Origin of the sequence: Pseudobacter ginsenosidimutans, assembly GCF_007970185.1 — a bacterium.
GTDB lineage: Bacteria > Bacteroidota > Bacteroidia > Chitinophagales > Chitinophagaceae > Pseudobacter > Pseudobacter ginsenosidimutans.
Genome location: NZ_CP042431.1, coordinates 4,245,491 through 4,259,742 on the forward strand (window position 1 = coordinate 4,245,491; position 14,252 = coordinate 4,259,742).

The 14,252-nt window shown below is 49.4% G+C and carries 13 protein-coding genes; 4 read left to right on the forward strand and 9 right to left on the reverse strand.

The genetic code is table 11. The annotated features are described in order from the left end of the window. Positions 1-31: 31 nt before the first annotated feature. The 4 genes from FSB84_RS16905 to FSB84_RS16920 form a co-directional block, all read right to left on the reverse strand. Positions 32-1,507, reverse strand: coding sequence for an efflux transporter outer membrane subunit (locus FSB84_RS16905; RefSeq protein ID WP_130539106.1), 1,476 nt, complete (start codon positions 1,505-1,507; stop codon positions 32-34). 11 nt (positions 1,508-1,518) lie between these two features. Next, on the reverse strand, positions 1,519-4,650 hold the full coding sequence (locus FSB84_RS16910) for an efflux RND transporter permease subunit (RefSeq protein WP_130539107.1): 3,132 nt from the start codon (positions 4,648-4,650) through the stop codon (positions 1,519-1,521). A gap of 24 nt (positions 4,651-4,674) precedes the next feature. After that, positions 4,675-5,793 (reverse strand): efflux RND transporter periplasmic adaptor subunit, encoded by a 1,119-nt coding sequence (locus tag FSB84_RS16915; RefSeq protein ID WP_130539108.1) that lies wholly within the window; start codon positions 5,791-5,793, stop codon positions 4,675-4,677. Between the two features lie 130 nt (positions 5,794-5,923). Beyond that, on the reverse strand, positions 5,924-6,292 hold the full coding sequence (locus FSB84_RS16920) for a hypothetical protein (RefSeq protein ID WP_130539109.1): 369 nt from the start codon (positions 6,290-6,292) through the stop codon (positions 5,924-5,926). Between the two features lie 176 nt (positions 6,293-6,468). Here FSB84_RS16920 and FSB84_RS16925 point away from each other — a divergent pair, with 176 nt between their 5' ends. Genes FSB84_RS16925 through FSB84_RS16935 form a run of 3 tightly spaced genes read left to right on the forward strand, consistent with a single transcriptional unit; the run spans position 6,469 to position 8,867 of the window. Beyond that, positions 6,469-7,446: a TlpA disulfide reductase family protein gene (locus tag FSB84_RS16925; protein WP_130539110.1), complete on the forward strand. Its 978-nt coding sequence runs from the start codon at positions 6,469-6,471 to the stop codon at positions 7,444-7,446. A gap of 11 nt (positions 7,447-7,457) precedes the next feature. Continuing rightward, positions 7,458-8,435 carry a TlpA disulfide reductase family protein gene (locus tag FSB84_RS16930; protein ID WP_130539111.1) on the forward strand — a complete coding sequence of 326 codons (978 nt, stop codon included), beginning with the start codon at positions 7,458-7,460 and terminating at the stop codon, positions 8,433-8,435. Positions 8,436-8,462: 27 nt separating this feature from the next. Then, a complete protein-coding gene (locus tag FSB84_RS16935) occupies positions 8,463-8,867 on the forward strand; it encodes a hypothetical protein (protein ID WP_130539112.1) in 405 nt (134 codons plus the stop codon). A 32-nt stretch (positions 8,868-8,899) separates the two neighbouring features. Here FSB84_RS16935 and rocD read toward each other — a convergent pair whose 3' ends face one another. From rocD to FSB84_RS16960, 5 genes are all read right to left on the reverse strand, one after another. Then, the gene (gene rocD, locus FSB84_RS16940) at positions 8,900-10,135 is read right to left on the reverse strand and encodes an ornithine--oxo-acid transaminase (RefSeq protein WP_130539113.1); all 1,236 of its coding nucleotides are present in this window, start codon (positions 10,133-10,135) and stop codon (positions 8,900-8,902) included. Positions 10,136-10,382: 247 nt separating this feature from the next. Continuing rightward, on the reverse strand, positions 10,383-11,192 hold the full coding sequence (gene ispE, locus FSB84_RS16945; protein WP_130539114.1) for a 4-(cytidine 5'-diphospho)-2-C-methyl-D-erythritol kinase: 810 nt from the start codon (positions 11,190-11,192) through the stop codon (positions 10,383-10,385). A gap of 15 nt (positions 11,193-11,207) precedes the next feature. Beyond that, on the reverse strand, positions 11,208-11,819 hold the full coding sequence (locus FSB84_RS16950; RefSeq protein ID WP_130539115.1) for a bifunctional nuclease family protein: 612 nt from the start codon (positions 11,817-11,819) through the stop codon (positions 11,208-11,210). Positions 11,820-11,912: 93 nt separating this feature from the next. Continuing rightward, complete coding sequence (locus FSB84_RS16955) at positions 11,913-12,878, reverse strand: electron transfer flavoprotein subunit alpha/FixB family protein (RefSeq protein WP_130539116.1); 966 nt, start codon at positions 12,876-12,878, stop codon at positions 11,913-11,915. A 45-nt stretch (positions 12,879-12,923) separates the two neighbouring features. Beyond that, on the reverse strand, positions 12,924-13,667 hold the full coding sequence (locus FSB84_RS16960; RefSeq protein WP_130539117.1) for an electron transfer flavoprotein subunit beta/FixA family protein: 744 nt from the start codon (positions 13,665-13,667) through the stop codon (positions 12,924-12,926). 127 nt (positions 13,668-13,794) lie between these two features. On the opposite strand from FSB84_RS16960, the gene FSB84_RS16965 reads away from it, so the two are divergent. Continuing rightward, positions 13,795-14,109: a hypothetical protein gene (locus tag FSB84_RS16965; RefSeq protein ID WP_130539118.1), complete on the forward strand. Its 315-nt coding sequence runs from the start codon at positions 13,795-13,797 to the stop codon at positions 14,107-14,109. Positions 14,110-14,252: the final 143 nt, after the last annotated feature.

Genomic DNA, 14,252 nt, shown 5'->3' on the forward strand with positions numbered 1-14,252 from the left:
GAAGAAGATAGGCTCTTATTAATTCTCAGGATCATGTATTTGTCCATCCTCCACCCAACGAAGCATACAGTTTGATCAGGGAAGTAAAAATCTCATTTTTCTGAATTACACTTTGCAATTCTGCTTCCAGCATATTCTTCTGTGCTGTGATCACTTCCAGGTAATTCGCATATCCTGTTAAATACAGTTCCCTGGCGGTTTGCACAGCCTCCTTCAATTCCTGCACTTCCTGCGATTTCATATTGAAAGCATTCTGCGCCTGCTGCACCGCGCTGATATTGGTGCTTACTTCATTGAAGGCTTCCACCAGTTTCTGCTGATACGTGAACACCATTTCCTTATTGGCGGCATTGGCCATGATGAAATCGGTTTGGATCTGCCTGCGATTCAAGAGGGGAGCAGTAAGTGAGCCTGCCGCACTCCAGGCCACTGATCCGCCATTGAACAACAGGGATGGCGTGAATGCATTCAGCGCGATATAAGGATTGATCACCAGCGATGGAAAGAATGCTGCCCTGGCCGCTTTCACATTGAGTGCTGCGGATTGCAGCTGGAATTCCGACTGCATGATGTCTGGCCTGTTCAGCAAAAGATCAGCAGGAACGCCTGCCTGCAATGCAGGAATGCCGGAGGGCAATACAGATGCCCTTGGGATATTCCTGGTGTAGATGCCTGCCACGGAATTCAGCTGATTCTGTGTTTGCACTCTTTGTTGGAGCAATTGTTGCTCGATGGCGCGGGTATTGAGCAGCTGTGCTTCAAATTGCTGAACAGCCAGCTCTGTTGCGCGGCCCCCGGCCTTCTGCGCTTTCACTATCTCTACGGCCTCTTCCTGTAACGTAATATTCCTGCGGACGATACTGATCTCATTGTCCAGGCTTATCAGTTCAAAATAGCCCTGCGCCATTACGGATACTATACCGGTCACCAGTACGCGCCGTGCTTGTTCCTGCGCCAGCAGGTCGGATTGTGCGGCTTTGCGGAGTGAGCTCAGTTTGCCCCAGAGATCGATCTCCCAGCTGCTTTGCAGGCCGATGAAATAGTCGGTGGTTGGGCTCACCGGGATCTTTTGATCTTTATCGATATTGGGAGAAAGATTGGTGTCGAAATTGCCAACGCCATTGAGGGTATAATCGCCGTAACGATCTGCACTGGCAGCGATGCGTGCATCCACGGAAGGAAGCAATGCCCTGCGCCTGTTTGCGAGCTGCGCATGCGCCACCGTGATACGCTGGTAGGCGATATTGAGATCTGCATTGTTGCGCAAAGCAGAGTCGATGAGTGCGATCAGTAGCTGATCAGGGAACAGTTCCCTGAAAACCAGGCGGCCTGTGTCCTGTTGGCTGGCGATGCCGGAAAACTGCTCTGGTAGTTGTTTCACTACCGGAACCGGATCCGGCTGCGCCACCTTGCACCCGCTCTGCAAAAGAGCGAGCGAAACCACCGTGCCCATACACAAATATGAAAGTGCACGGTGGGATACGATATGATTGGATGATCTTGTCATTAGATTTTTTTTTATGCAGCTGCTATAGTTTTCTTTTTCTTTTTTCTTTTTGATCGCTGGAAAAGCACAAACAATCCCGGCACCAGGAAGATGCCGGCAATCGTGCCCACCAGCATACCACCTGCGGACGCGATACCGATGGAGTGGTTACCCATCGCACCAGCGCCCTTTGCGATACAAAGCGGTATCAGGCCTGCAATGAATGCGAAGCTGGTCATCAGGATCGGGCGAAGCCTGCTTACGGCGCCTTCGCGCGCGGCTTCCAGAACGCTCATGCCATGTTTTCTTTTCTGTATGGCTACTTCCACAATGAGGATCGCATTCTTGCCCAGCAATCCGATCAGCATGATCAGCGCCACCTGCGCGTAGATATTGTTCTCCAGTCCTGTTATCAGCAGGAAGAAAAAGGCTCCTGCAATACCGGCCGGCAGGCTCAATATAACGGCGAGGGGTAACAGAAAACTTTCATATTGGGCTGCCAGCACCAGGTATACGAAAAGCAAACAGATCAGGAAGATCCAGATGGCTTCATTACCTGAAAGGATCTGTTCTCTTGTCATACCGCTCCATTCGAAACTGTAGCCTTTCGGCAGCAGGGTGTCTGCCACCTGCTGAATGCTGGTGATGGCTTCGCCGCTGGTAAAGCCTGGAGCGGCATCGCCATTGATCATGGCAGCCGTGTACATGTTGAAGCGGGAAATCTGTTCAGGTCCGTACACTTTTTCCATCCTGATGAAATTGGAATAGGGTACCATTTCCCCTTTGTTGTTTTTTACATAGAGACTGAGCACATCTTCCGGGTTGGCGCGGTACTGCGGCAGTGCCTGCAACATCACTTTGTACATCTGATCGAAGCGGATGAAGTTGGTGGCATAGTAACTGCCGAGCAGGGTTTGCAGGGTGCTCATCGCATTGTCTATGGTAACCCCTTGCTTGGCGGCCATTTCCTGGTCCACATGAATGAGGAACTGCGGGAAATTGGGATCGAAGCTGGTAGTGGCATTCCCGATCACGGGATGGTCTGTGAGTGCATTGAGGAATTTTTCGCTCACCGCGGCCATCTGGGCCAGGTCTGTATTTCGGTTCTTGTTCAGTAAGCGAAGCTCGAAGCCTCCTGCATTACCAAAGCCGGGAACAGTAGGTGGCTCAAAGTATTCGATGCTGGCATCGGAGATATGTGCTGTTTTGTCCCTGAAGCGTGCAATGAGCTCTGGGATACTTTCTTTTCGTTTGTCCCATTCCGATAGATTGATCATGGCCATGCCGTAGGACGCGCCGGAGATATCGCTCATCAGGCTGTAGCCAGCCAGGGTACTGATATTCTCGATGGTCTTCTCGGGCTGCAATGCGCGCTGAACGGCATGTAAAACCTCTTCCGTCCGTTCAACGGTGGAACCGGGAGGTGTGGTCACATTTACATATACCATGCACTGGTCTTCAGCCGGAATGAAACCCGAGGGCAGGAGTTTGGCACTGCCCCAGATAGCCACGAAGAAAACAGCCAGCATCGCGAGTGTGATGGCGCGACGGCCTGCAATGCGGTTGACTGTTCTGCCGAATTTCCTTTCAGCGCCATCGTAGCCTTTATTGAATACTGCATAGAATCGCTGCAGCAGGTTTTTCTTTTTGGAGGGCGATGGATGTTTGAGCAAAAGTGCACAGAGTGCAGGCGTAAGCGTTAGAGCGTTCACACCTGAGATCACGATGGCGATGGCGAGCGTGAGTGAGAACTGACGATAGAAAACGCCTACAGGCCCGGAAAGGAATGCCACCGGCACAAATACGGCGGACATCACCAGTGTGATGGCCACTACGGCGCTTCCGATCTCTTTCATGGCGGCCAGCGTGGCGTCCATGGCTCCGAGATGTTGTTCACTCATCTTCACATGCACGGCTTCCACCACCACAATGGCATTGTCCACTACAATACCGATGGCCAGCACCAAAGCAAATAATGTAAGGATATTGATAGAGAAACCAAACATCTGCATGAAGGCCAGTGTACCGATCAATGCCACCGGCACTGCCAATGCCGGGATCAGCGTACTCCTGAAATCCTGCAGGAAGACGAACACCACGATAAACACAAGTATGAAAGCTTCCAGTAAAGTGGTCAATACTTTACTGATACTGGCATCCAGGAAGCGGCTTACATCGTAGGCATAGTTGTACACCATGCCAGGCGGGAAGCTGGTCTCTTTCAGCTCTTCCATTTTTGATTTGATCTCTGCGATAACGTCGCGGGCATTGGAGCCCGGACGCTGCTTGATCATGATACTGGCAGATGGACTGCCATCTGTGAAGCTCACCATATCGTAGCTCACGGTACCGAATTCCACATCTGCAATATCGCGCAGCCGGAGGATGGAGCCATCATCATCGGCACGAAGGATCACATCTTTGTATTGCTCAGGCGTATTGAATTTTCCGGTGTATTTGAGTACGTATTGTTTTGCCTGTTTGTCTTTTCCCGAGTTCTCACCGGTAACACCCGGCGCTGCTTCGATGTTCTGGTTGCGCAATGCGGCGATGATCTCTTCGGTGGATATATTGTAGGCGAGGAGCTTGTCCGGCTTCAGCCATACGCGCATGGAATAATCTCGCGCACCCATGATGTCCACGAAACCCACGCCATTGATACGTTTCAGCTCCTGCAGGATATTGATGTCTGTGAAATTGTAAATGAATTCTTCGTCCACATTCCTGTCTTCACTCATGATATTGAGATAGAGCAGCATGGAGTTCACTTCTTTTTCCGTGGTCACACCCGCCTTGATCACTTCTTCGGGAAGTTCGTCCAGTACAGTGGTTACGCGGTTCTGCACGTTCACAGCAGCCTGGTCGGGGTCTGTGCCTACTTCGAAGAAGACCTGTATGAGGGTAACGCCGTTGTTGCTGCTGACGCTGTTCATATAGGTCATGCCGGGCACGCCGTTGATGGCGCGTTCCAGCGGAATGGCAACGGCTTTCGTACACACATCGGCGTTGGCGCCATTATAATTGGCGGTCACCACCACGGAGGGAGGAACGATATCGGGATACTGGGTCACGGGCAAAGTGAACAATGCGAGCACACCCAGGAGAACAAAGACCAAAGAGATGACCAGCGATAACACTGGTCGCCTGATAAATTTTTCTAACATGCGCCGGATAATTTGTTTTAGCGATTAATGAACGGTCAGCAGGCTGTCTGCTGAAATGAAACGGGGAGCTACTTTCACTCCTTCACGGATGTTCTGGATGCCTTCGTAGATGATGCGGTCTCCCGGTTCCAGACCTTCTTTCACCAGAACGAAATCATCGATCCGTGTATCCGGCGTGAACTGTTTCATTTTTACTGTATTGTTGTTTTCCAGAACGAATACATAGTTCTTGTCCTGTATTTCAAATACGCTTCTCTGTGGGATCATGATGGCGCGTGGCACCATACTCGTGAGCAGCACTTTGCCGCTGGCTCCATGCTTGAGCAGTTTGTCGGGGTTCCGGAATTGTGCGCGGAAGGCAATGGAGCCTGTCTGCTTTTCTATTTCTCCATCCATCGTTTCTATTTTTCCTGTTTGCGGGAACATGGTTCCGTCTGCCAGTTGCAGTTGCACCGGCTTACCCATGCGGTTGCGCGCTGCACCTGCTTTCACGTAATGCAGGTATTCGCTTTCGGATACATTGAAGTAAGCGTGCATGAGATGAACATCGGATACGGTGGTGAGCAGGGTGCCTTCACTCATAAGACTGCCGATCTTGTGTGGAATGCGGTCTATCACGCCGCTGAAGGGTGCGCGGATATTGGCGTAGGAGAGGTGAAGGGCGGCTTTCTCCCTTCCTGCTTCAGCTTCCTGCACTTTGGCACGGGCTGCAGCAAGACGGGCATTTGCCAGTTCAAGCTCTGACTGGGAAAGGATCTTTTTATCTACCAGTCTTTTTACCCGGTCGGTTTCTACTTCAGCGCTTTTCAGATCTGCTTCGGCGCTGGTGAGTGCTGCATTGGCTTCGGCCAGCTGCAATTTGAATTCGGCATCGTTCAACCGGAAAAGTAATTGTCCCTTCTGAACAAATTGTCCTTCATCCACGGCGACCCCTTCCAGGAAGCCACTCACTTTGGCGCGCAGTTCCACATTCTGAGACGCGGCGATGCTGCTTACATAGCTCTTGTGCAGCATCGTGTCCCGTGATTGCAGCTCAAAGACGGGTACTTCCACCAGGCGTTTTTCTTTTTCTGTACTTCCTTTTGCTGTACATCCGGCCAGATAGAGCACGGACAGAAATCCGAATAAATGAATCGACTTCATAAAATAATAATTGGGCGCTTATTGGAGGCCGTTGGTGGCCTTCAATAATTCCTTAGGCATTAATGTATATAATGATGAGAAGCCTGTCAGGTAATGGCAGGCGAAGAATATTGAGCTGTGCTAAATTGGATCAGAATGGCGTTAGCCGGAACAGGAAAAGGTAGTAGAAGGGTAATGTATGCGCCTGTTGCTGGAACACGTAGCTATTGCTGACGTGAATGTCTTTGACGGAAGCGTCTTCAGCGCGGGAAACGGAACTGATGATGAAATAAGTAGGAGAGGCGGTGAACCTGGAACGGTAGCGTCCGGGACGCTGGGCATTGATCTCGGTCAGAACAAGATCTGTTTCTTCAAAATAATCCTGTGCATCCTGCTCTTCTTCCAGCAATGCCAACACATGCTTGCCGGGAGCCGGATAGCGCCGGGTATTGCCTTCAGTGGTGAGTACGATCCCAAACACCAAAGTGCAAAACAATAATATGAATGATCTGAAGCTCACAGGTTCGTGCTAAAGTGCCACAAAAATAATCGAAGGATTATAAAACAAGATTAAGATCGGATTAAAGGCGGATAAGAAAGGTTTTAATTAACAGTTCCCAAAGCTACTGGCAATGGTGAAAAAATAAATGTAACAGCTGTATTCACTCGATTGGCAGGGCAGTATGTCTTGTTGATATGAAAAGAATTTCCTTTTTCCTTTTTTTTCTCCTGCCCCTGCTGGGGAATGCACAAACAAAGTTTGTGATCGATGGCAGTCTGGATGCGCCGGACAATACCATGCTGCATCTGATCTATCACGGACCGGAGAACTGGCAGGTGGATTCAGTTAAACTCCTGCACGGGAAATTCCATTTTTCCGGCGAGTACACAGAGCCTGTAAAAGCGAACCTCACCATGCGTATGGGAAACGATGATTACCGCTCTGTTTCTTTTTACCTGGAAAATGTTCCGTTGAAGATAAGTGCGGGAAAGGATCTCAGGGCGGCAACGGTAAAAGGCGGAACTGTCAACCGGGAATGGGCTGCATGGGAAAAAATGAATGGCGTGGATAATGATAATCCTGACAGCGTGCTGATCGCTTCATATGTTTCAAAATATCCTGCTTCTGTGGTGAGCCTGGATCTCGTTATAGAAAAAGTGAATACAGAAAAGTACTATTCTCTTTTTGAACAATTGGCTCCTGAGTTGAAAACCCTTCCCAGGGCGCAGGAATATGACCGGTTCGTAAATGGTCATCGTGCTTTGAAAGTTGGACAAATGGCTCCCGATTTTACCGTGGTAGATCCGGATGGCAAGTCCTGGACGCTCTCCGATTACAGGGGTAAATATGTATACCTCGATTTCTGGGCCAGTTGGTGCAAACCCTGTCGTGCTGCACATCCCTGGTTATCCAAAATAAACGAACGTTTCAAGGATAAGGGATTTGTGCTGCTTGGCATTTCCCTGGATTATAAGAAGGAAGCCTGGCTGAAAGCCATTGCGGAAGATCATGTTCAGTGGAAGCAGGGGAGTGAGTTGAAAGGATTCAATGGTGAAATTGCGAAGCTGTACCAGATCGGTATCCTGCCTAATGGTATCCTGATTGATCCCGATGGAAGGATAATGGAAAAAGGGAATATTGAAAAAACATTGGAAGAACGCCTCGGCAACTGATAACATAAAGTATGAAAATTAACATCCTGCTGCTTTCACTTTTCCTGCCACTGCTGGCTGCGGCACAGAAAAAATTTACGATCGAAGGCAGTATTGGGCTGCCCGACAGTACTACCATTTCCCTGATCACACAGGGTGATAAACCGGTGTTGATTCAAAAAACGAAAGTGAAGAATGGTAGATTTTATCTCTCCGGCAACTACCAGGAAGTGATAATGGCTAATCTCCTGGTATTTTTCGAGGGAGGGATGATGACGAGGACTATCTATCTTGAGGATGGAGTGATACATGTTAAAGCCGGTAAGAAACTGTCGGAGGCCATCGTTACGGCAGGGCCTTTGAACAAGGAATGGGATGCATGGCAGCAGCAGCACGGACAGGATTTGAAAAAGATGAATATCGCAGAAGTGACCAGTTATGTTCAACAACACCCTGCTTCTCCAGTGAGTCTGGACTTGCTAATATATTATTGGGGAAGTCGCCATTCATTGTATCCGTTACTTAAGGATCTTGATGTTTCTATCCGGCAACTGGAGCGTGCAAAAAAATACAGCCAGTATGTTGAAAGCGAACTGGCGCTAAGCCCCGGGGGCATGGCTCCTGATTTCACCGTGCAGGATCCCGGTGGTAATAGCTGGAAACTGTCTGATTTTCGCGGAAAGTATGTACTGATTGATTTTTGGGCCAGCTGGTGTAAGCCCTGCCGGGCTGCCATACCCGAATTAACGAAAGTCTATAATAAATACAGGGATAAAGGTTTTACTATCCTGGGTGTATCGATCGACAAAAAAGCAAGCGACTGGATCAATGCAGTAGAAACTGATAAAGTACCCTGGAAGCAGGGCAGTGACCTGCAGGGCGAGCAGGGTGAAGTAGCCAGGTTATACAGGGTTTCCTACGTGCCCCTTCTCTACCTGTTGGATCCCGAGGGGAGAATTATCGGAGGAAACGATTTTGAAAAAGTATTGGCCGACCGTCTCGGTAACTGATCAATAAAATCAATTATTTTTGCCGCCATGAAATACTCGCAATGGATCGGCATTCTGGCAGCTATCACACTGGTGATCGCCTGCTTTATTCCCTGGACCTATCACCCTGATGTACAAAAGAACTTCACCGGTTTCTTTTCCGAGAACAATCTTTACGGAAGGCCGGGAAAATTCTTTGTGACCTTTGCCATCATTGCATCCATCTTCTTTTTGATCCCACGTGTTTGGGCCAAGCGCTGGAACCTGCTTTTTACGGCCATCATAGTGGCATTTGCCATCAGGTGTTTCCTGGTGTATACAGGTTGTTATCATGGCATTTGTCCTGAGAAAAAAGCTGGTATCTGGCTGGTGGCCATTTCTTCAATCGTGATGCTGTTGATGGCTGTGTTCCCTGACACCAAATTGCCTGAGCAAAAAAAGAACGGCCAGTAGCCGTTCAGTAATTTGTTTGTTATTCCATTTAATTAGTCAAGCACTTTAAGGCTTTTGCCGATCAGCTGCACGCACTCTTCGATCTCATCCGCAGTGATCACTAACGGTGGGGCCAACCTGATCTTGTCGCCATGCGTCGGTTTGGCCAGTATGCCATTCTCTTTCATCGCCAGGCAAAGGTCCCAGGCTGCGTCGGCATTTTTATGACTGATCACGATAGCGTTCAGCAATCCTTTGCCGCGGATCAGTTTGATATGGGGAGACTGCAGATCGCGTAATTTCTGACGAAGCAGTTCGCCCATTTTTTCTGCATTCTCCGACATCTTTTCATTTTTCAGGACAGTCAGCGCCGCAATGGCCACTTTACAGGCCAGCGGATTGCCTCCGTATGTGGAACCATGTTCTCCCGGTTTGATGGTGAGCATGATCTCGTCGTCAGCCAGCACGCCTGATACGGGCATGATGCCACCACTCAATGCTTTTCCGAGGATCAGGATATCGGGCCTTACATTTTCATGATCGCAGGCCAGCATTTTCCCTGTTCTGCCAAGGCCTGTCTGGATCTCATCAGCAATGAACAGTACATTGGCGTCTGCGCAGAATTGTTTTGCTTTGGCGAGATAACCTTCATCGGGTACTACCACACCTGCTTCGCCCTGGATTGGTTCTACCAGGAAACCGGCAACGTTTTTATCTTTCAATGCTTCGCTCAGCGCATCCAGGTTATTGAATGGAATGCTCACGAATCCCTGCATGAACGGACCGAAGCCTTTTCTTGCAGAAGGGTCGGAACTGAAGGAGATCACAGTGCTGGTACGGCCGTGGAAATTGTTGGAACAAACAATGATCACTGCCTTGTTCTCTTCGATCCCCTTCACTTCATATCCCCAGCGGCGGCAGAGCTTGATGGCCGTTTCCACCGCTTCCACGCCGGTATTCATTGGCAGTACTTTATTGTATCCGAAATACTCTGTAATGAATTGCGCATACTCACCCAGGAGGGAGCTGTGAAAGGCGCGGCTGGTGAGTGTGAGTTTCTGTGCCTGCTCTATCACGGCAGCAACGATATCGGGATGGCAATGTCCCTGGTTGACGGCAGAGTAACCGCTTAGAAAATCAAAATAGCGTTTACCATCTACGTCCCATACATGCACACCTTGTCCGCGTTCCAATACTACGGGAAGGGGATGGTAATTATGCGCGCCGAATTTGTCTTCCAAACTCAGGTAATGCTGCTCTCTGGCAGAGGATGAAACTGTTGCTTGCATACAAATCGATTTTACGGGCGTATCCTTTGAAAAGAATACTGATAGAAAAGATGAATTGATCAGACAGGGGAGATCGCCCGGTGCGAAGTGGCACCGGTACACCAGCAACTAACCTCGATGGTTGAGGAAATCGAGATTGAAATGAAGGAATGCTGATATGTGAGCTTTAGTTCTGATATGAACTGATTTGCTCAAAGGTACAAAAAAATGCGGGAAGGGGGAAATCAGCGGTTGAGAAGGGGGCTTGCTAAGGCAGGAGGAATACCCTGTATGCTGATGGCCACTCGATCTCCGGCAATTGATTCTTCGGGAAGATGCCATAGAAAGCAGAACCGCTGCCAGACATGGAAGCATATATTGCACCTGCTTCATAGAGCCTGTCTTTGATCTCTTGTAATGCAGGATGATGGCGGGTTACAGGCATTTCGAAATCATTGATCAGCTGATCTTTCCAGGTTTGCACCGGATGTTGCACGATAGTTTCCAGCGCTGTGCTATTACCGGTAGGACTGATCTGTGAAAAGGCCCAGGCGGTATTTACATGAACTCCCGGATGTATCAGGAGGAATGAATAATTGCTAAGGTCAAATGTAAGAGGTGTAAGTATTTCTCCACGACCAGTAGCCAGACAGGGCTGGTTATGAATGAAAAACGGACAGTCGCTGCCGAGTTGCAGCGCGTATTGAAGTAACTGTTCTTTGCTGAGTTGCAGGTTGAATTTGCTGTTGAGCAGGCTGAGCATGAAAGCGCCATCGGCGGAGCCGCCTCCCAGTCCTGCACCCATGGGGATATTCTTATGGAGGCAGATGGTTACGGGAGAGAGGTCAGGGAAATCTGTTTTCAGCAGTTCCCATGCTTTTACACAGAGATTTTTTTCCGGGGGACCGCCAACGGGAATGCCGGTTACGGAAAGTTGAAGAGCAGGAGCTTTCACGATCTCGAGCACGTCTTTCACGGGCAATGGATAGAACACCGTTGCCAGATCGTGGTATCCATCATTCCTTTTGCCAAGGATATGGAGGCCGAGGTTGATCTTACAATTGGGAAAACTGATCATTTCCTGTATCGGATATTATCTGCCTTTTTTCCGGCTGTTGATCTCATCACGGATGGCGATGGCCCGGATATAATCTTCCTGTTCCAGTACTTCGTTCAGGAGGGTGTGCAGCTCATCGATGCTCATGGCTTTGAGATCATCATGACCACTGCTGCTGCTACCGGAACTGGCTTCGGCGGCTACGGCTTCTCTTGGTGTCTTCTTCTTGCCGGAAGGATCTTCCATGAGGATGCCTGCGCTTTCCAGGATGTTCTCGTAGGTGTAGATGGGGCAACCGAAGCGAACGGCCAGGGCCAGTGCATCGGAGGTGCGGGAATCGATTTCCACAGTATCGTGTTCGCTCACACAAATAAGTTTGGAGTAGAAGATACCTTCCTGCAGGTCGCAGATAACGATCTCCTGCAGATCAATAGTGAAAGCATTCATGAAATTCTTCATGAGATCATGCGTGAGCGGACGGCTTGGATGCATTTTTTCCAGCGCCACAGCAATGGCCTGGGCCTCAAAGCCCCCGATCACAATGGGTAAACGGCGGAGGCCATTCACCTCACCCAGCACTACTGCGTAAGAATGCGTCTGGGTTATACTATGTGATAGTGCAACTATTTCCAACTCTATTTTCTTCATACGGAGACACGAAACTAAGGCTTTTTGTCCAAAAAAATAAGCGGTTGCATAACAACCGCTTAACTTGATTATGATATTGTTGCGGAAATGGTTTTAGGCCATTCCTTTCACCTTTTTGGCGGCTTCAATGATCTTGGGCATCACTTCAAAAGCGTCGCCTACGATACCGTAATCGGCGGCTTTGAAGAAGGGCGCTTCGGGATCTTTATTGATCACCACAATCACTTTGCTGCGGTTCACACCTGCCAGGTGCTGGATGGCTCCGGAGATGCCTACGGCAATGTAAAGGTTGGGTGCAATGGCAAGGCCAGTCTGTCCAACATGCTCATGATGCGGACGCCAGTGTGCATCAGCCACGGGGCGGCTGCAGGCAGTGGCTGCTCCCAGCACATGGGCCAGGTCTGTGATGAAGCCCCAGTTCTCGGGCCCTTTCAGACCGCGGCCACCACTCACTACGATCTCAGCTTCGCTGAGCGGGATCTCGCCGGTTACTTTATTCACGGCAGTTACTTTTACTTTGGGCGCTTCCACGTTCACATTGAGGGCGGCTACTTCAGCACTGCCTTCAGCGGTTTCCACTTTGTATGAGTTGGGATTGAGTGCAATGATCTTTACTGGTGTAGTGATGGCGATATTGGCAAATGCCTTGCCGGAGAACACGTTCTTCTTCACTACAAATCCATTGCTGGTATCGGGCAGGGCTACTGCGCCGGAAACCAGTCCTGCCTTGAGTTGTGCGCTGAGGCGCGGTGCGATGGCCTTTCCATCCACATTATTACTGAAGATCACCACGTCCGCACCGGTGGCTTTCACACCCTCGGCGATGGCATGAGTGAATATTTGTGCATCAAAATGGTCCAGTGCCGGATTGTTCACATGGTGGATCTTCTTAACGCCATATTTTCCCAGCGCTGCGAGATCTTCCGTAACGGAGCCCAGCACAATGCCTTCGGCTGTGGTTCCCAGTTGGGCTGCCACCTTAGCGCCATAGCTCATGGCTTCCAGGGAAGCTTTCTTGATATGGCCTTCGGCCTGGTCTATGAAGATTAAAACTGACATATCGTTGTGTTGAATTGAAGTAAAAGAATGATGTTGCTGAAAGGCTTAGATCACTTTGGCTTCTTCGTGAAGCAGTCTTACCAGTTCCTCCGGATTGTCTGCAGGGACCAGTTTCACACCTGCTTTGGCAGGAGGAAGCTCAAAGCTCACGATGGAAGTAAGTGCATCTACAGCAGCAGGCTCTACCACTTTGAGAGGCTTGGTGCGCGCACCCATGATGCCTTTCATATTGGGAATTCGTTGTTCTGCCATCCCTTTCTGGCAACTAACTACTACGGGTAACTGCACTTCGCAAATTTCTTCTCCGCCTTCAATTTCGCGGGTAATGGTAGCCGTTGTGCCATTCAGTTCGAATTTGGTAGCGAGGGATACATAGGGAAGCCCCAGGAGTTCGGCTACCATACCGCCGATGGATGAACCATTGTAGTCGATGGTTTCACGGCCGGTGAACACGAGATCATAGCCGCCGGATTTTGCCACTTCGGCAATCTGGCTGGCGATATAGAAACTGTCATGGCTGTCTGCATTCACACGGATCGCTTCATCTCCGCCCAGCGCAAGCGCTTTACGGATGATAGGTTCAGCATCAGCGCCTCCCACATTCACGAGGTGCAGCACAGTGGAGGGGTCTTTTTCTTTCAGTTCGATAGCACGAACCAGTGCATACCACTCATCGTATGGATTGATGATCCATTGAACGCCATCCTGTGCAAATTTCGTATTGTTATCAGTGAAGGCTATTTTTGCCGTTGTGTCCGGCGTTTTGCTGATACATACTAAGATCTTCATTAGCGAAGTATTTAAGATTGTATTAAGTTTACCAGAGATGGTTGTTTATGCAACCAATGCTAGGACAAATATAAGTGGCGCAAAGATAGTTTTGAAAGGATTAGTAAAAATTAATTGTGGGAAAAAGATGGAAAGGATCGATAAACTGAGGCAGATGCTGGCTTCCAGCCCGGAAGACAGCTTTTTGAACCATGCGCTGGCGATGGAAATGCTGGCATTGGGACAGGATGCCGAAGCCCGACGTGTGTGGGAGACATTATTGCAGAGGGACCCGGGGTATATTGGCAGCTATTATCAACTGGCGAAACTGATGGAAAGATTGGGGGAGAGGACGCTTGCCCTGGAATGGTATGAAAGGGGATTGGCGGCGGCACAGAAAGCGAGCGACAGGCACGCGATGAATGAGTTGAGAATGGCGTATGATGAGTTGCTGGATGAGTAGAGGATTTGTATTATTTTGGACCTGCTGCGGCCATCTGATGTTTGTTGAATGAGTGTGGTGTTTGAACTGATTATAGAGTTCGAATCTTGTCCTGGGCACGTCATCCGTAATGATTAGGTCACGAGTTCAACTCTCGTCCCCGG